Below are 17325 nucleotides of genomic sequence, written 5' to 3'. Positions count from 1 at the left end.
GCCGGCGCCTGAGGCTGCGATGGGACGCGGCCCGGGCCGATGCGGACCCGGACGACTGCCACGGACGCTAGCAGGCCTAACGGGTCAGCGGAACCTCGTCGTGCCGCGCGACGCCGAACGTGCTGCCCGGGTACCGCAGCCCGGAGAAGTACATGTTGGTGTGGGCCACGATCTGCTCGCCGGTGATCGGCACGCCGTCCCACACGGTGTCGGTGGTGGTGTGCGCGTCGCTCACGAGGGTCACGTCGTAGCCGAGCGCGGCGGCCCGCTGTGTCGTCGTGCGGACGCAGAAGTCGGACTGCGCGCCCGCGACGACCAGGCGCGTGGTGCCGAGCGCGTCGAGGACGTCGCGGAGGTCGGTGTCGGCGAACGAGTCGCGGTACGCCTTGTGCACGAGCGGCTCGTCGGGGCGGCGGTCCAGCCCGTCCGCGAGGGCCCAGCCCGGGGTGTCCCGCTCCAGGCCGGGCTCGTGGTGCTGCACCCAGACGACGGGCGTCCCGACGGCACGGGCACGGTCCGCGAGAGCGGCGGAGCGGGTGATGACGCCGTCGGCGTCGAAGCACCCCTGCACGACGTCGGCCTGGAGGTCGATGAGGAGGACGGCGGTGGTCTGGGGCGTGGTCATGGGCAGGGGGCCTCGCTGAAGTTGTCGGGATCGTCGAGCGGGAACCGGTAGCAGACCGTGTCCGCGTCCCCGGTGGGCTGGCCGGTCCAGTCCGTGAGCTCGCGGGAGTATTCGACCACGATCTCGCTCGGGGACTCGTCGACGACCGTTCCGTCCTCGATCGCCTCCGGGCGCGGCGACAGGTGCTGGTGACGGGGCCTCGAGGTCGTCATGAGTCGTATCGTGTCAGGTGAGCGGGCCGCCCGAACCAGGCCCACAGCGGGCGCGCCGTGGCCAGGACGACGACGGCGAACAGCGACTGGTTCACGAGCCCGGCGAACGACAGGCCCTCGGTCAGGGCGAGCACCGTCCCGTTCACCGCGACGTCGACCACGATGACGACGACGCCGAGGAGCACACCGAGCCTTCGCCGGAGGAGCAGCAGGACGACGACGAGCGGGTCGATCACGGTGAGCGAGACCCAGAACACGCGCACCGCCGTCGGGAAACCGGCGTAGACCTCCGTGCCGCCCAGCACGAGGTCGACGACGTGGGTGGTGGTGCCGACCAGGTAGCCGAGCACCCAGACGAGCCGGACGACCTGGAGCGCGCGGTCCGACACGGCACTACCCGGCCAGGCGCATCGCGATGCTCGCCGGCGCCGTCTCGACGAAACCCAGGCTGCGGTACAGCGGCCGGCCGGGCTCGTCCGCGTTGAGCGTGACGTACGGGCCGTCGGGCGCGCGGTCCGCGATCTGGTCGAGGAGCCACGTCATCACCCGGCGGCCCAGGCCGCGGCTCTGGTGCTCGGGCAGGGTCGCGATGTCGGCGATGTGGAAGTACCAGCCGCCGTCGCCCAGCGTCCGGCCCATCGCGACCGCCCGGTCCGTCGCGACCTCGCGGACGTGGCAGAAGGCCCAGCTCGCCGTCAGCGCGGGCGCGGCCTGCTCGGCATTCTTGGGGGAGAGGCCGGACGCCGCGCGCAGGTGCAGGTACTCGTCGACGCTGGGCGCGGTGGGGACCAGGAGGTACGGGTCGTCGCTCATGAAGGCACCCTACGCATGAGCGCGTCTCGGAATGGTGACCGGGCGGCGATGGAGCGGCTGCTGGCGACGGCCTGATCGGCGGTCCGCGTTACGCGGCGAGCTCCGCCAGGAGGCGCTCGCGGAGTCGCACGAGCTGGTCTGCTGACTCCTCGGGGGTGACGCCGTCGGTGAAGACAGTGGCGGCGGCGAGCTCGCCGGCCAGCGGGTCCGCGACCCACCGCGCGATCCAGTCGTGGCCCTCGATGATCCAGTCCTTGCCCCGGCTCGCGACCGCGCGCTCGCGCAGCACGGTCACTGACCGCTCGGGGTCGGGGCTGGGCACCAGGTGGACGACGTCGGGGACCGGCGCCAGCGCCCCCCGCACCCGGTCGGCGTGCTCCGGACTGGTGAAGCTGGTGTAGCCCGCGCCGAACGCGATGACCGCCTCCGGGTGCTCCTCGATGACGCGCTGCACCGCGTGTGCGCGGGCCGGCTCCCACTCGCGTTCGGCGCCGGCCCAGCCGACGGCGTCGTCCCGTTCGAGGAGCCGGTCCAGGCTCCAGCCGACCTCGGCGCAGTAGGTCCAGGCGATGTCGTCGATGTCCACGAACGGGAGCCCGGTCCGCTCGGCGACCAGGGCGCCGAGCGTGGACTTCCCCGCGGCGAGCGGGCCAACCAGGATCATCGGCGAACCTTCCGTGGTGTGGGTGAAATGCGTAAGTATCACCCGTGGTGCCGTGGTGGGGCGGCAGCGACGCTCCGCGCGCCCGGCGGAACTGCCCGTGCTCCGCGGGCCGGTGTCGGCGACGATGAAAGCATGGTCCGGGTGCTGGGCGTCGACGTCGCGAAGAAGTACTGGGTCGCGGTCGCGAGCGACCTGCGTGCGTACGCGGACCTGACGCTCACCGGTGTGCTCGCGGCGGCGGACGCGGATGGTCCGGTCGAGGTGGTCGGTATCGACATGCCTATCGGTATGCCCGACGGCGTCCGATACCGCCGCGCCGATGTCCTGGCGCGTCAGGCTGTCGGACTGCGCCGGTCGTCGGTGTTCATGACGCCGCCGCAGGCCGCCCTGATGGCACCGACCTATGCCGCGGCGCTGGAGATCGCGCGTCGGGAGTCCGGCAAGGGGATCAGCAAGCAGGCGTGGGTGCTTGGGCCGCGCATCCTGGAGGTCGACGCAGTGGTGCGGTCGGTCGACCGTCGCATCGCGGAGGTGCATCCCGAGCTGTCTTTCGTCACTCTCGCCGGGCGTCACCTGCCGGCGTCCAAGTCGACGTGGGCAGGGCTGGAGGACCGGCGGGCGCTGCTCGCCGGGGCCGGGTTCACGTTGCCCGCCGATCTCGGGCGGGCGGGGCAGGTATCCGGGCCCGACGACGTGCTCGACGCCGCCGTGGCGTGCTGGACCGCGTCCCGAGTGGCTGAGGGGGTGGCCGCGCGTCACCCCGATCCGCCGGAGGAGCTCGACGGGATCGCCGCGTGCATCCACGCCTGACCAGCGTTCGCCGTGGTCGGGTCGGGGCCCCGTACCTGACACCACCAGGACGAGGGGTGTCGGGTGCGGCGAACATCGCTCACCTGGAACATGCGCAGTCCATCTCAGCCGGACTGTTCGGCCAGGGTGAACTATGCGGGGCCTCCGTGAACGCAGTACGGGAGACCCGGCGCCCCTGGGATGTGTCTACCTTGCCTGGCCGGCCTTCGCTGGGCTAGGCCCTATACCGAGGCCGGACGGTGGTGGTCCAGGTAGTTCTGCGTGGTCGTGAGGCTCGTCATGTCGGGCATCCGGTCGAGGTAGGCCAGGCCGTCGAGGTGGTCGATCTCGTGCTGGAAGACGCGCGCCGCGTACCCGCTGACCTCGCTGGTGATCGTCTGGCCGGTCTCGTCGGTGTACCGGACCGTGATGCTCTCGGACCGGGGCACCAGGCCCAGGTACCCGGGCACGCTGAAGCAGCCCTCCCAGTCCAGCACTGTCTCGGCGGAGCGCTCCAGGACGGTCGGGTTCAGGATCTGGATCAGGCCGGTCTCGGGCCGGTCGGGGAAGACGTCGGTCCGGCGGACCTCGACGATCGCAGCCCGCACCGAGACGCCGATCTGCGGGGCGGCCAGCCCGGCGCCGTTCAGCTCGCGCAGCCGGGTGGTGAGGGTCGCCAGCAGCTCCGGGGCCTCGCCGGGCTCGATCTGCGAGGTGGGGGCCTTCAGGCGCGGGTCGCCGATCGTGACGAGGCCGGCGTCGGCGACACCCTTGATCCAGTTGTCGTCGCTGCGGTGCTGGGTCACTCGATTCCTTCCGGGGCGGGCGTGGTTCCGCGCCACCGTACCCGCGGCGTGATTGCGTGGGACGCATCCACGCTGGGCGCAGGCCGCATCACCAGGGGAGACACATGTCGGACGCACGCCGGGACCGGCTCGCCGGGCTCCTCGTCGAGGCTGCCACCCGGTTCGGCGTGACGTTCGCCGGCAGGCCGGTCCGGGGGGCCTACGACCGGACCCTCGCCGTCCGCACGTCCGGCCCGGCGTGGCTGCGGGTCACGGCACAGCCGCCCGAGTGGGCCCAGGGCGAGATCTGGACCGGCATAGCCACCGCGACGGGCGAGGCCTTCGACGACATCCCGATGCCCCGCCACCTGCGGTCCGCGGAGTGGGTCGCGCGGTGGGACGACGTCGACCAGGTCGTCCGGGCGGACCTCATCACCTTCGTGGACCAGCCGGCGGTGGGCACCGGCCTCGTGCTCGACCATCCGGTCGACCTGTCCGACACCTGGTGGGCCGGACTGCGGGCCGGGCTCGACACCCTGCGCCGGGTCACCGGGACCGAACGCCGGGTCCTGGAGCCCGACGTCCTCCGGTCCTCGGTCCGCGCCCAGTTCGGCGTGGAGATCGACCTCGTCCGGATCGAGTGGGAGGTCGCCCACGGCGACCTGCACTTCGGCAACCTCACCGCCCCGAACCTGACGATCCTCGACTGGGAGTACTGGGGCTGGGCGCCCGCGGGGTACGACGCCGCCGTCCTCGCCTGCTCCGCGATCCGCCAGCCTGATGTCGCAGCCCGGGTCCGCGCCGAGTTCGCCGACGTTCTCGACACGTACTCCGGCGTGGTCGCCCAGCTCACCGCCGCGGACAAGTACCTGCGGCTGGTCGGCATCGGCGCGTACCCGGAGATCGCGGAACCGGTCCGGCGTCAGGCGGAGGCGGTCGTCCGCGACCGGTTCGCCTGACCGGCCGCGCGCGTGTGGCTGGGTCCGCGCGGCGGGCGCCGTCAGGCGGCGGGGACCGTGCGGACGGCGTCGAGCCCCAGGGTGCGGTTGAGCTTCCCCGTGATCCGTGCGGTCACCGTGCGCGGGAGGAACCGCGGGAGCCACGACGCGACCTGGTTCAGCCGCCGCCCCGGGTACGACACGCTCCTGCCGCGCGCGAAGTCGTCGAGGGTGCGGCGGGCCACGTCGTCGGGGCGGTCGACGAACCGCCGGTCCATGGTGTGGGTGGTGCCCGCGAAGAACGCGGTGTCGGTCCCGCCGGGGTGGGCGGCCATGACGCGGACGCCCGTGCCGCGCAGCTCCTCGGCCAGCGCCTCGGTGAACGACAGCACGAACGCCTTGGTCGCGGCGTAGCTCGCCTGGTAGGGCATCGGCTGGAAGGCTGCCGTCGAGGCGACGTTGATGATGCCGCCGCTGTCCCGGGCCGCCATCGGGGTGCCGAACCAGTAGGTCAGTGCCATGAGGGCGGAGACGTTGAGGTCGACCGCCGTCTGCTGGGGCTCGAACGGGCGGTCCAGGAAGGGACCTGCGGGGCCCATGCCCGCGTTGTTGATCAGCAGGTCGACCGGTGCCGAGGCAGGGTCGAGGTCGCGCACAAGGGTGGCGACCTGGTTGCGGTCGGTCAGGTCCACCGCGCGGGTGGTCACCGTGACGTCGTGTGCAGCGCGGATCCGCGCGGCCAGCTCGTCGAGCGCCGGGGCCGAGCGGGCGACGAGCACGAGGTCCGAGCCGCGCCGAGCGAGCTCGGTGGCGTAGGCCGTGCCGAGGCCGCGGGAGGCTCCGGTCACGAGGGTGGTGGTGCCGCGGTAGCTGTGCATGGTCCGCCTTCATCCCTTGATGCTTCGAGTCTCGAAGTAGTTTGACCCTAACACCTTCGAGTCTCGAACTAATACGGGCTAGGATCGCTGGATGAGCCAGACCGATCTCGAAGCCGTCGTCCGGGCGAACCACGAGCTCTTCATGCTCACGGGCGACCGGGTGGCCGACGTCGTCGCGCGGCATCGGCTCACGCTCCAGACGGCGCAGGCGCTGTGGGTCATCGACCCGGAGGAGGCGCCGCCGTCGATGAAGGTGATGAGCGAACGCCTGCACTGCAACGCGCCGAACCTCAGCTTCGTGACCAACCAGCTCGTCGAGCGCGGCCTGGTCGAGCGCGCCACCGACCCGCACGACCGCCGGTCCCGCGTCGTGGTCCTGACCGCGGAGGGCAGGCGCGTGCGCGCCGAGATCATCGCCGGGACGCTGGACCGGACGCCGTTCGCCGGCCTGGACGCCGACGACCTGCGGGAGCTGGCCGGGCTGCTGGCAAAGGCGCTCGCGGCGCGGGACGACACAGCCGCCGCCGAGCGGGTCGCGGGCTAGCGAACCTTCACTTCCGCTGGCCTGCGACCTCCAGCAGCACGTCCACGAGCCGCTCGGCGGCGTCGGGCACCCCGTTCTTGCGGGCGGCGTCGGCCATGCGCTCGCGCCGTCCGGCGTCGTCCAGGAGCCCGGCCAGCGCCCCGCGCAGGTCCGAGAACGTGAGGTCGCCCTCCAGGGCGACGGCCGCGCCCAGGTCCTGCAGGCGGCGCGCGTTGTGCGCCTGCTCGTTCCCGGCCGACGACGCTAGCGGGATCAGCACCGCGGGCTTGCCCAGCGCCGTCAGCTCGGCGATCGTCCCGGCCCCGCTGCGGGAGATGACGACGTCGGCCAGGGCGAGCACGTCCGGCAGCTCCGCGCCGACGAACCCGAGCACGCGGTACCGCGCGGCCAGCTCCGCCGGGAGCGTGGCGGTGCGCTCGAACATCTCCTTGAGGTTGTTCGGGCCGCACTGGTGGATCACGTTCGCGCGCTGGAGCATCCAGGGCAGTGTCTCGGCGACCAGCTCGTTGATCTGCACCGACCCCTGCGCGCCGCCCGTGACGTACAGGACGGGCAGGTCGGGGTCGAACGAGTCGAGGCCCAGCGCGTCGACGGCCTTGAGCGGCTCGCCGGTCAGCACCTCGGCGCGCACCGGGTTGCCGGTCACGACGGCCCGCTCGCGTACGGCGTCCGGCAGGAGCTCCAGCGTGGACGACGACGACACGGCGACGCGCGTGGCCCGCTTGGCCAACAGGCGGTTGGCCAGCCCGAGCCGCACGGTCTGCTCGTGCACCACGAGCGGACGGCGGACCAGGCCCGCCGCGATCCCGACCGGTACGGCGACGTAGCCGCCCGTCGACAGGATCACGTCCGGCTTGAACTCGGCCACGATCGAGCGCGCCTGCGCGACACCGAGCGGCACCCGCGCCATGTCCTTCATGTTGCTGGCCGACAGCATGCCCAGCGGGTTGGCCGAGCGGCGCAGCTTGCCCGTCGCCACCGGCAGGAACCGGATGCCCTCGGACGCCGTGACCCGGGCCTCCAGCCCGTCGGCCGTGCCCGCCCACAGGACGCTGACGGCGGTGCCTTGTTCGGCCAGCCGGGTCTGCAGCGCGCGCAGCGTCGTGAGCGCCGGGTACGTGTGGCCGCCGGTCCCGCCACCGGTGACGAGCAGTCGGAACTCGGACGGCTGTGAACTCACGAGACATCTCCCTGGACGGCAGCGGAAGGGGGCGTGATCCCCACTCTAGGGGGTCGACGGCGGTCGTCCGCTTCGCGAGTGAGGTACGGATAGTCGCAGGTCAGGGTGTCGGGGTGGGTCCGCAGGGCGCGGCCAGGGAGGGCCTGGCGCAGACCTACGAAAACTGGAGTTCGAGTAAAGAAATGTGCCGACATGAATGGCGGAAAGGTGTCCTATTTCTACTTGCGCATTTGTCTTGACGGCTCTCTGCAATTGCTGGCAGGATCTCGGCCACCCATCGAACTGGGTGCCAAATGGTCACGAGACGAACGTTGAAATCGGTCGGCCCTGGCTCGGAATTGCGACAGAGAGTAGAAGGTTATGGGCGGCGTGATCGCCACGGGCGTCTACGTGCGGGTGACCGGGATGTCGAGCCTGGAGCGCGGCTCCGAGGGAGTCGTGAAGACCGTCCGGCAGGGGTGGGCCGGGAAGGAGGCCGTGGTGGTGGCTCCGGGCCCGCTGCGGTCCCGAGAATTCACCGTTCCGCTGGTCGACCTCTCGATGAAGTGAGGCGCGCCGCCCGTGCGGAGAGCGCGGCGATCGTCGCGATGACGTCCATTCCGGACGGCGCCGCGCACGGTGGCCCAGGCACCGGAGCAGGTGCTTTTCCCTGCTGTTCGAATGGGCTGTAAGCCGGTGCATTGTTGCAGTTCAGGGGCCCTTTTCCGGGGCTGTGTCCCGCCGCGGCTTTCTCGATCGCGCCGGGTCCGTGAGGTCGGAGTCTTGCTGCGCGGGGTCGGCAGTTTGTGGCGCAGAGTCGGCACTTTGCGTCGAGGTCGGCACAGTCGCCGCCGCCTGGAGTCGGCGTCACCGCGCTCCGAGCCGTCGGCTGACCTCCCGCGCCGCCCGGGTCGCCTGCTCCGCGAGGCCCGCCCGCGCGTCGTCGTCGTACGCCTCGGAGCGGAACGTGATCGCGAGCCCGGCGACCGGGCGGCCCGTGTGGTCGACGACGGCGGCGGCTACCGACGCGAAGCCAGTCGTCACCTCGCCGTCCTCCACCGCGAAGCCGCGTGCCCGGGCCAGGCGCAGCACGTCGCGCAGCTCGCGCAGGGTGCGCGGCCCGGCGCCGGTCAGGTCCGTGAACGACCCCGGCGTCGGGTAGAGGGCACGCACCTGCGCCGGCGGCAGCAGCGCGAGGACCGCTCGGCCGCTGGCAGTGAGGTGGCTCGGGAGGTGGACGTCGACGTCTGTCACCAGGGGTGGGCGCCCCGCCGCCCGCTGCTCCACCAGGTAGAGCACCTCCCGCCCGTTGAGGACGGCGAGGTGCCCGTTCTCACCGGCGGCCTCCACAAGGCGGGCGACCACGGGCGCGGCCAGGCGGGTGAGCGGCGCCTGCCGGGTGTACGCGCTGCCCAGGCCGAGGGCCGCGACGCCCAGGCCGTAGCGACGCTCGTCGGGGAAGTGCCGCACGAAGCCCTCGTCGCCCAGCACCGATAACAGGTGGTAGACGCTGGACCGGGGCACCCCGATGCCGTGCGCGATCGCGCCCGCGGGCACCGGACCGGGCTGCGCCGCGAGGAACGAGAGCAGCCGCGCGGTGCTCCGCGCGGCGGGGACGGCGCTGCTGCTGCCCACAGGGGTGACCTCCTGCTGGTGGTGCTGCTGGTGCTGAGCTGGTTGGTCGGTAGTTCGGGTGGTCGGTAGTCCGTCAGGTGATCGGCAACTCGAGCTGCCGATCACCTGACGGACTACCGACCACCCGAACTACCGACCACACGCGCCCCGCATCGGGACATGAACCCGGATCCAGAATGTCTCGTATCCCAGACTCTATCGCCGGCTCCGGCCGCGCCAGCGGGGGCGTGGCGAGGTTCGATGAGCGCATGAGCACCCTGCACGACGCGGCAACGACGCCCGCCACCGGCGCGGCGGCGACCCGGAACAGCACCACCGGCACCGCCCAGCCCCACGACCGGCAGGTCCAGGCCGGGCCGGTCGGCGACCAGCACACCGGCGAGCTGCCCCGGCACGTCGTGCTCGACGGCACCCCGCTGACCGTCGAGCAGGTCGTCGCCGTCGCCCGACACGGCGCGACCGTCGAGATCCACGGGAGTGCGCTGGCCCGCATGGCGCAGACACGTGCAGTCATCGACGACCTCGCCCACGACGCCGCGCCGCACTACGGCGTCTCCACCGGCTTCGGCGCGCTGGCCCGCCGACACATCCCCGCCGAGATGCGGGCGCAGCTCCAGGTCAGCCTCGTGCGCTCGCATGCCGCGGGCTCCGGGCCGCAGGTCGAGACCGAGGTGGTGCGGGCGCTGCAGCTCCTGCGGCTCGCGACCCTGGTCACGGGCCACACCGGCGCGCGCCCCGTCACCGCGCAGACCTACGCGGGGATGCTCAACGCGGGCATCACGCCCGTCGTGCACGAGTACGGGTCGCTCGGCTGCTCGGGTGACCTCGCGCCGCTCGCCCACGTGGCGCTCGCCGCCATGGGCGAGGGGCAGGTGCGGGTCGTGCGCACGCGGGTCTCGACGGGCTCGACCAGCGACGCAGGGCCGGGGGTCTCGACAGGCTCGACCGCCGGGGGCGGCTCGACCAGCAGGGGCGGCTCGACCGGCGGGGCCTCGACAAGCTCGACCAACGGGGTCGGGTCGACCGGCGACGACGGCGCCGTCGTCGACGCCGCCCAGGCCCTCGCCGATGCCGGGATCGAGCCCCTCGTCCTCGCCGAGAAGGAGGGCCTGGCCCTCATCAACGGCACCGACGGCATGCTAGGCATGCTCTGCCTCGCGATCCACGACCTGCGGCGCCTGCTCACCACGGCCGACGTCGCGGCGTCCCTGTCCGTCGAGGCACTGCTCGGGTCGGACGCGCCCTTCGCCGAGGACCTCATCGGCCTGCGCCCGCACCCCGGGCAGGCGGCGTCGGCGTCGAACATGCGCCGCCTCCTGGCGGGCTCGCCGCTCATGGCGAGCCACCGCGAGCTGGACGACGCCGGGAACCCCGCGTGCACCCGCGTGCAGGACGCGTACTCCCTGCGGTGCGCGCCCCAGGTGCACGGCGCCGCCCGCGACACCCTGGACCACGCCGCCACGGTCGCGGGCCGGGAGCTGGCCTCTGCGATCGACAACCCGGTCGTCACGGCCGACGGGCGCGTGGAGTCGAACGGCAACTTCCACGGCGCGCCCGTGGCCTACGTGCTCGACTTCCTCGCCATCGCGGCCGCCGACCTGGCGAGCATGAGCGAGCGGCGCACCGACCGGTTCCTCGACGTCGCGCGCAACGAGGGGCTGCCTGCGTTCCTCGCGCACGACCCCGGCGTCGACTCCGGGCACATGATCGCCCAGTACACGGCCGCGGGGATCGTCTCGGAGCTCAAGCGCCTCGCGGCGCCCGCGAGCGTGGACTCCATCCCGAGCTCCGCGATGCAGGAGGACCACGTGTCCATGGGCTGGGCCGGCGCGCGCAAGCTGCGCCGCTCCGTGGACGGGCTCACCCGGGTGCTGGCGATCGAGGTGCTCACGGCCGCGCGCGCCCTCGATCTGCGGGAAGAGGCCCCCGCGGCGGGTACGGCGGCGGTGCACGACGTCGTCCGCGCCGTCGTGCCCGGTCCCGGGCCGGACCGGTATCTCGCCCCCGAGATCGAGCACGTGGTGGGGCTCGTCGATGACGGGCGGATCGTGGCGGCGGCCGGTGCCGCCGTCGGACACCTGCACTGACGCAGCACCCGCACCCCCCAGCCGAACTGAGCCGAAGGAGACCGAAGTGAACCAGCCGTACGACCGAGGGACCCCTGTACCTGTCCGCGCCCCGCGCGGCACCGCCCTGACCGCCCGGAGCTGGCAGACTGAGGCGCCGCTGCGCATGCTCATGAACAACCTCGACCCGGAGGTGGCCGAGCGGCCCGACGACCTGGTGGTCTACGGCGGCACGGGCCGGGCGGCGCGGGACTGGCCGAGCTATCACGCGATCGTCCGCTCCCTGACGGACCTGCGCGAGGACGAGACCCTCCTGGTCCAGTCCGGTCGGCCCGTCGGCGTGCTGCGCACGCACGAGTGGGCGCCGCGCGTGCTCATCGCCAACTCCAACCTCGTGGGCGACTGGGCCACGTGGCCCGAGCACCGGCGGCTGGAGCAGCTCGGCCTGACCATGTACGGGCAGATGACAGCCGGGTCCTGGATCTACATCGGCACCCAGGGGATCCTCCAGGGCACGTACGAGACGTTCGCGGCCGTGGCGGCCAAGCGGTTCGGCGGCACGCTGGCCGGGACGCTCACCCTGACCGGCGGCTGCGGCGGCATGGGCGGGGCCCAGCCCCTGGCCGTCACGCTCAACGGCGGCGTGTGCCTCGTGGTCGACGTCGACCCGGCCCGGATGCACCGGCGCGTCGAGACCCGCTACCTCGACGTCGTCGCCTCCTCGCTGGACGAGGGTGTGGAGCTCGCGCTGGCCGCCAAGCGGGACCGGCGTGCGCTGTCGGTGGGCGTGGTCGGCAACTCGGCCGACGTCGTGCCGGAGCTGCTGCGCCGCGGCGTCGAGGTGGACGTCGTGACGGACCAGACGTCGGCGCACGATCCGCTGTCCTATCTGCCGTCCGGGGTGGAGCTGGAGGACTGGACCGACCTCGCGGAGAAGGACCCCGACGGGTTCACCGAGCGGGCGCGCGAGTCGATGGCCCGGCACGTCGAGGGCATGGTCGGCTTCCAGGACGCGGGCGCCGAGGTGTTCGACTACGGCAACTCGATCCGCGACGAGGCGCGCCAGGGCGGCTACGGCCGGGCGTTCGACTTCCCGGGGTTCGTGCCCGCGTACATCCGGCCGCTGTTCGCCGAGGGCAAGGGGCCGTTCCGCTGGGCCGCGCTCTCCGGGGACGCCCGCGACATCGCGGTGACCGACCAGGCCGTTCTCGACCTCTTCCCGGACGACGACCACCTCGGCCGCTGGATCCGCGCCGCCCAGGAGCGGGTCGCGTTCCAGGGGCTGCCCGCGCGCATCTGCTGGCTCGGGCACGGGGAGCGCGACGTCGCGGGGCTACGGTTCAACGAGCTCGTCGCGTCGGGGGAGATCTCCGCGCCGCTCGCGATCGGGCGCGACCACCTGGACTCCGGGTCGGTGGCCTCGCCGTACCGGGAGACGGAGTCTATGGCCGACGGTTCCGACGCGATCGCGGACTGGCCGCTGCTGAACGCCCTGGTCAACACGGCTTCGGGAGCCACGTGGGTGTCGCTGCACCACGGCGGCGGCGTCGGCATGGGGCGGTCGATCCACGCCGGGCAGGTGTCCGTCGCGGACGGGACGGCGCTCGCCGCCGAGAAGCTCGCGCGCGTCCTGGCGAACGACCCCGCCACGGGCGTGCTGCGGCACGTCGACGCCGGGTACGACGACGCCGTCGCGGCCGCCGAGCGCGGCGGGCTGCGGGTGCCGATGCGGGAGGGAGCGTGACGGGTTCCGGCGTCGGCGTTGCCGGCAGCCTGCTCGACTCGATCGCCGACGTCGGGCGGGCGCCGTCCGGCGGGTACGAGCGGTTCGCCTGGACCGTGCACGACCTCGCCCTCCGCGAGTGGTTCGCCGCCGAGGCCGCGGCGCGCGGTCTGGACGTGACGGTGGACCGGGCCGGGAACCAGTGGGCGTGGTGGGGCGACCCGGACGCCGACGGTCCCGGCGTCGTGACCGGCAGCCACCTCGACTCGGTGCCCGGCGGCGGCGCGTTCGACGGGCCGCTCGGGGTGGCGAGCGCGTTCGCAGCGCTGGACGCGCTGCGGGCGTCCGGCGTGGTGCCCGTGCGGCCGCTCGGGATCGTGAACTTCTCCGACGAGGAGGGGGCGCGGTTCGGGCTGGCGTGCCTCGGGTCGCGGGCCGTGACCGGGACGGTTCCGGCCGACCGGCTGCTCGCGCTGCGCGACCGGGCGGGGGACAGCCTCGCGGACGTGCTCGGGCGGGTTGGTGGTTCGGGCTCGGTCGGCTCGACCGGCGGGGCCGGTGGGCTTGGCTCGGCCGGCTCGGCCGGCTCGACCGGCGGGTCTGGTGGGCTCGGCTCGACCGGCGGGACCGGCCGGGTCGGCGGGACCGGCGGGCCCGGGGGGACCCGCCGGACCGGCGCGACCGACGGCGTGCGGCTCGACCACTACGGCCGCGATGACGAGGCCCTCGCGCGTATCGGCGTCTTCGTCGAGCTGCACGTGGAGCAGGGCCGGTACCTCGCCGACCTGCCCGCGGACGAGGCCGCACCCGTCGCCGTCGGCGCCGCGATCTGGCCGCACGGCCGGTGGCGCGTCGACCTCCGGGGCGAGGCCAACCACGCCGGCACCACACCGCTGGCGCACCGGCACGACCCGATGCTGGACCTCGCGCGGCTCATCACCGACGTCCGTGCCGCCGCCGAGCACGCCGGCGCCCTCGCGACGCTGGCCAAGGTCGAGGTCGAGCCGAACGGCGTCAACGCGATCCCGTCCCGCGTGCGCGCCTGGATCGACGCCCGCGCGGAAACGGAACAGGCCGTCCGTTCGGTGATCGGCGAGCCGTGGAGCGGTGATTGGCCCGGCGATCCGTCGACCGGCGATCCGTCGAACGTAGGAGTAGTCGCCGCATCAGGGCTCAGAGAGCGACCAGGCCTACGTTCGACGCCGGACCTCGCGGGTGGGCTGGCGGGCGACCGGGCCGGTGGGCTGGCCCAGTGGCGGCCCGTCGAGGAGTCCTGGACGCCGGCCACGGTGTTCGAGCCGGCGCTCGCGCCGCGGCTCGCCGACGTCGTCGGGCGGCCGGGCTCCGCCCTTCCCGCACCGGTGATCGGGACGGGCGCCGGGCACGACGCCGGCATCCTCGCCGCCGCCGGTGTGCCCACCGCGATGCTGTTCGTGCGCAACCCGACCGGCGTCTCGCACTCGCCGGCCGAGCACGCCGAGCCGGCGGACTGCGCCGCCGGGGTCCGGGCCCTCACCGCCGTCCTCGCGGACCTCCTGACGGGCCCGGACCTGGACCCGGTCCCGGACCCGGACCCGGCAGGTCTGCCGTGATCCCCTTCGAGGCCCGGGTTTCTTCGCTGTGCCGGCCCTGAAAGCGGAGAAACCCGGGCCTCGAAGGGGATCACCGAACACCGAGAGAGCGTGGAACGTGGAAGGAGAGTCGTGACGAGCTTCTGGTGCGAACGGGCCTGGCTGCCCCGGCCGAGCGAGGCGCCCGACGGCGCCCCCTGCCACGGCACCCCCGGCCACGGCACCCCCGGCCACGTCGCCGAGTCCGTCCGGGTCGCGACCGACGGCGGGAGGATCGTGCGCGTCGAGCCCGGCGCCCCACCCTCGGACGGCGACGTGCGGCTCCACGGCATCGTGCTCCCCGGCCTCGCCGACGCGCACTCGCACGCGTTCCACCGCGCCCTGCGCGGGCGCACCCACGCCGACGGCGGGTCGTTCTGGACGTGGCGCCAGGGCATGTATGCCGTGGCCGCAGCACTGACGCCCGCCCGGTACGAACGCCTGGCCCGTGCCGTCTTCGCGGAGCTCGCGCTCGGCGGGACCACCGCCGTCGGCGAGTTCCACTACGTGCACCACCGCCCCGACGGGACGCCGTACCCCGCCCCCGAGGGCGGTCCGAACGCCATGGCCGAGGCCCTGCGGTCCGCCGCGCGCGACGCCGGCGTGCACCTCACGCTGCTCGACACCTGCTACCTGCACGGCGGCCTCGGCCCCCAGGGGCACGAACCGCTCGCGCCGGAGCAGGCCCGGTTCGGCGACGGCACGGTCGAGCAGTGGGCGCGGCGCATCGACGCGCTGCGCGCCGCCTGGGCCGACGACGACCGGGTGCTGGTCGGCGCCGCCGCCCACTCGGTGCGCGCCGTCGCGCCGGACGAGCTCGCCACGGTCGCCCGCTGGGCGCGGGACGCCGGCGCGCCGCTGCACGTCCACCTGTCCGAGCAGCCGGGGGAGAACGAGGCGGCGCTCGCGGCCTTCGGCGTCACGCCGACGCGGCTGCTGCACGACGCCGGGGCGCTCGGCCCCGGCACCACGGCGGTGCACGCGGTGCACCTGACCGACGACGACGTCGCGCTGCTGGGCACCTCGGGCACGGGCGTCTGCCTCTGCCCGACGACGGAGCGCGACCTCGCTGACGGCATCGCCCCCGGGCTCCGGCTGCTGCGCGCCGGCAGCCCGCTCAGTGTCGGCACCGATCAGCACGTCGGCGCCGACGTGCTGGCGGAGGCGCGCGGCGTCGAGGAGCACGAGCGCCTCGCGAGCGGCCGGCGCGGGGCGTTCGACCCGGCGACCTTGATCGAGCTGGCGACGTCGGCGGGGCACGCCGCGCTCGGCCGGCCCGACGCCGGCCGCATCGCCGTGGGCGCCCCCGCCGACCTCGTCGCGGTGCGCCTCGACACGCCCCGCACGGTCGGGACGGACCCCGCGCAGGTCGCGCTGGTCGCGGGCGCGGCCGACGTGTCGGACGTCGTGGCGGGCGGCGAGCTCGTGGTGCGCGACGGCGTGCACCGGGCCGGCGACGTGGCGCGTCTGCTCGCCGACGCGATCGACGAGATCTGGGCCGCGGCCGAGCGGGACACCGGGCGGGTCGGCACGCACGAGCCCACGCACGACAACACCAGGGGGTGCGACGCATGAGCGTGCTGCTGACGAACATCGGCGAGCTGGTCACCAACGACCCGGACCACGGCGGGTCGGGACCGGGTGCCGCGCCGTCGGGGGTCGGCGTCGCGGCCGCCGGGATCGGCCTCGTGCCCGACGCCGCCGTGGTCGTCGAGGACGGGCGCATCGCCTGGACGGGACCGGCGGCATCGGCCCCGGCGGCGGACGACGTCGTCGACCTCGAAGGACGCTGCGTGCTCCCGGGGTTCGTCGACTCCCACTCGCACACCGTGTTCGCGGGCGACCGCTCCGCCGAGTTCGCCGCGCGCATGACCGGCGAGCCCTACACCGGCGGCGGCATCGCGACCACGGTCGCCGCGACACGTGCCGCGAGCGAGGACGAGCTGCGGGCACGGGGCCGGGCGCTGGTGCGCGAGATGCTCGCGCAGGGCACCACGACCGTCGAGATCAAGAGCGGCTACGGCCAGGACGTCGCCACCGAGGCCCGCACCCTGCGGATCGCCCGCGAGCTCACGCCCGAGACGACGTACCTCGGGGCCCACACCGTCCCCGCCGAGTTCGCCGCCGGCCGCGCCGGCTACGTCGACCTCGTCACCGGCCCGATGCTCGCCGCCTGCGCCCCGCACGCCCGCTGGGTCGACGTGTTCTGCGAGCCCGCCGCGCCCACGGCGTTCGACGAGGACGAGGCCCGCGCCGTCCTGCGCGCCGGGCTGCGCGCGGGACTCGGAGCCCGCGTGCACGGCAACCAGCTCTCGGCCGGCCCGGGCGTGCGGCTCGCGGTCGAGGTCGGAGCGGCGAGCGTGGACCACTGCACCCACCTGACCGACGCCGACGTCGCCGCGCTCGCGGACTCGTGGAGCCCGTCCAGTTCCGGCACCGTCGCGACCCTGCTGCCCGCCGTCGAGTTCTCGACGCGGTCGCCGTATCCCGACGCCCGCCGCCTGCTGGCCGCGGGTGTGCCGGTCGCGCTGGCCACGGACTGCAACCCCGGCTCCGGCTACTCGTCGTCCATGCCGTTCGTGGTGGCGCTCGCGGTGCGCGAGATGCGGATGAGCCCCGCGGAGGCGGTCTGGTCGGCGACGGCGGGCGGGGCCCTCGCGCTCCGCCGGGACGACGTCGGACACCTGGGGGTCGGCGCCCGCGCCGACCTCACCGTGCTGGACGCCCCGAGCCACACCTACCTCGCGTACCGCCCGGGCGTCCCGCTGGTCCGCGAGGTCTGGCAGAACGGCACCCGCGCCGTCTGACGAACCCGGAGGCCCAGCCAGCCCGGCCGACCTGCCCGCTTTGCCCGAATCAGCCGCGTGGTACTCCCCTTTGAGGC

At 74.0% G+C, this 17325-nt stretch carries 18 protein-coding genes; 9 read left to right on the top strand and 9 right to left on the bottom strand.

Annotated features, from left to right (window positions below; genetic code table 11):
- Positions 1-76: 76 nt before the first annotated feature.
- The 5 genes from ACZ7LE_RS16590 to ACZ7LE_RS16570 all read right to left on the bottom strand — a co-directional run bounded on the left by ACZ7LE_RS16590 (position 77) and on the right by ACZ7LE_RS16570 (position 2314).
- The gene (locus ACZ7LE_RS16590; RefSeq protein ID WP_470404343.1) at positions 77-625 is read right to left on the bottom strand and encodes a cysteine hydrolase family protein; all 549 of its coding nucleotides are present in this window, start codon (positions 623-625) and stop codon (positions 77-79) included.
- The gene (locus ACZ7LE_RS16585) at positions 622-837 is read right to left on the bottom strand and encodes a hypothetical protein (RefSeq protein WP_470404342.1); all 216 of its coding nucleotides are present in this window, start codon (positions 835-837) and stop codon (positions 622-624) included. The genes ACZ7LE_RS16590 and ACZ7LE_RS16585 overlap by 4 nt, the downstream gene beginning before the upstream one ends.
- Positions 834-1226, bottom strand: a complete 393-nt coding sequence (locus ACZ7LE_RS16580) for a hypothetical protein (RefSeq protein ID WP_470404341.1) — start codon at positions 1224-1226, stop codon at positions 834-836. Before ACZ7LE_RS16580 ends, ACZ7LE_RS16585 begins: the two co-directional genes overlap by 4 nt.
- A gap of 4 nt (positions 1227-1230) precedes the next feature.
- Complete coding sequence (locus tag ACZ7LE_RS16575; RefSeq protein ID WP_470404340.1) at positions 1231-1650, bottom strand: GNAT family N-acetyltransferase; 420 nt, start codon at positions 1648-1650, stop codon at positions 1231-1233.
- Between the two features lie 88 nt (positions 1651-1738).
- Positions 1739-2314: a shikimate kinase gene (locus tag ACZ7LE_RS16570; RefSeq protein WP_470404339.1), complete on the bottom strand. Its 576-nt coding sequence runs from the start codon at positions 2312-2314 to the stop codon at positions 1739-1741.
- 132 nt (positions 2315-2446) lie between these two features.
- On the opposite strand from ACZ7LE_RS16570, the gene ACZ7LE_RS16565 reads away from it, so the two are divergent.
- Positions 2447-3124, top strand: coding sequence for a DUF429 domain-containing protein (locus tag ACZ7LE_RS16565; RefSeq protein WP_470404338.1), 678 nt, complete (start codon positions 2447-2449; stop codon positions 3122-3124).
- A 221-nt stretch (positions 3125-3345) separates the two neighbouring features.
- Here the strand turns inward: ACZ7LE_RS16565 and def are convergent, their stop codons facing one another.
- The gene (gene def / locus ACZ7LE_RS16560; RefSeq protein ID WP_470404337.1) at positions 3346-3909 is read right to left on the bottom strand and encodes a peptide deformylase; all 564 of its coding nucleotides are present in this window, start codon (positions 3907-3909) and stop codon (positions 3346-3348) included.
- Positions 3910-4013: 104 nt separating this feature from the next.
- Here def and ACZ7LE_RS16555 point away from each other — a divergent pair, with 104 nt between their 5' ends.
- Positions 4014-4847, top strand: coding sequence for a phosphotransferase (locus ACZ7LE_RS16555; protein WP_470404336.1), 834 nt, complete (start codon positions 4014-4016; stop codon positions 4845-4847).
- Positions 4848-4888: 41 nt separating this feature from the next.
- Here ACZ7LE_RS16555 and ACZ7LE_RS16550 read toward each other — a convergent pair whose 3' ends face one another.
- On the bottom strand, positions 4889-5704 hold the full coding sequence (locus tag ACZ7LE_RS16550) for an SDR family NAD(P)-dependent oxidoreductase (protein ID WP_470404335.1): 816 nt from the start codon (positions 5702-5704) through the stop codon (positions 4889-4891).
- 91 nt (positions 5705-5795) lie between these two features.
- Here ACZ7LE_RS16550 and ACZ7LE_RS16545 point away from each other — a divergent pair, with 91 nt between their 5' ends.
- Positions 5796-6248 (top strand): MarR family winged helix-turn-helix transcriptional regulator, encoded by a 453-nt coding sequence (locus ACZ7LE_RS16545; protein ID WP_470404334.1) that lies wholly within the window; start codon positions 5796-5798, stop codon positions 6246-6248.
- Between the two features lie 7 nt (positions 6249-6255).
- On the opposite strand, the gene ACZ7LE_RS16540 is transcribed toward ACZ7LE_RS16545, so the two are convergent.
- A complete protein-coding gene (locus ACZ7LE_RS16540; protein WP_470404333.1) occupies positions 6256-7428 on the bottom strand; it encodes a UDP-N-acetylglucosamine--N-acetylmuramyl-(pentapeptide) pyrophosphoryl-undecaprenol N-acetylglucosamine transferase in 1173 nt (390 codons plus the stop codon).
- Positions 7429-7788: 360 nt separating this feature from the next.
- On the opposite strand from ACZ7LE_RS16540, the gene ACZ7LE_RS16535 reads away from it, so the two are divergent.
- The gene (locus ACZ7LE_RS16535; RefSeq protein WP_470404332.1) at positions 7789-7977 is read left to right on the top strand and encodes a hypothetical protein; all 189 of its coding nucleotides are present in this window, start codon (positions 7789-7791) and stop codon (positions 7975-7977) included.
- A gap of 297 nt (positions 7978-8274) precedes the next feature.
- Here ACZ7LE_RS16535 and ACZ7LE_RS16530 read toward each other — a convergent pair whose 3' ends face one another.
- Positions 8275-9042: an IclR family transcriptional regulator gene (locus tag ACZ7LE_RS16530; RefSeq protein ID WP_470404331.1), complete on the bottom strand. Its 768-nt coding sequence runs from the start codon at positions 9040-9042 to the stop codon at positions 8275-8277.
- Positions 9043-9290: 248 nt separating this feature from the next.
- Here ACZ7LE_RS16530 and hutH point away from each other — a divergent pair, with 248 nt between their 5' ends.
- The 5 genes from hutH to hutI all read left to right on the top strand — a co-directional run bounded on the left by hutH (position 9291) and on the right by hutI (position 17248).
- A complete protein-coding gene (gene hutH, locus ACZ7LE_RS16525) occupies positions 9291-11129 on the top strand; it encodes a histidine ammonia-lyase (protein ID WP_470404330.1) in 1839 nt (612 codons plus the stop codon).
- Between the two features lie 46 nt (positions 11130-11175).
- Complete coding sequence (gene hutU / locus ACZ7LE_RS16520; RefSeq protein WP_470404329.1) at positions 11176-12852, top strand: urocanate hydratase; 1677 nt, start codon at positions 11176-11178, stop codon at positions 12850-12852.
- A gap of 29 nt (positions 12853-12881) precedes the next feature.
- Positions 12882-14423, top strand: coding sequence for a M20/M25/M40 family metallo-hydrolase (locus ACZ7LE_RS16515; RefSeq protein WP_470404562.1), 1542 nt, complete (start codon positions 12882-12884; stop codon positions 14421-14423).
- 111 nt (positions 14424-14534) lie between these two features.
- Positions 14535-16016, top strand: coding sequence for a formimidoylglutamate deiminase (locus ACZ7LE_RS16510; RefSeq protein ID WP_470404328.1), 1482 nt, complete (start codon positions 14535-14537; stop codon positions 16014-16016).
- Positions 16013-17248, top strand: coding sequence for an imidazolonepropionase (gene hutI, locus ACZ7LE_RS16505; RefSeq protein WP_470404327.1), 1236 nt, complete (start codon positions 16013-16015; stop codon positions 17246-17248). The genes ACZ7LE_RS16510 and hutI overlap by 4 nt, the downstream gene beginning before the upstream one ends.
- Positions 17249-17325: the final 77 nt, after the last annotated feature.

The sequence above is a fragment of the Promicromonospora sp. NPDC110617 genome, assembly GCF_055598465.1.
Note: the sequence above shows the minus strand (reverse complement) of the source record. Positions and strands in the feature narration are given on the sequence as shown.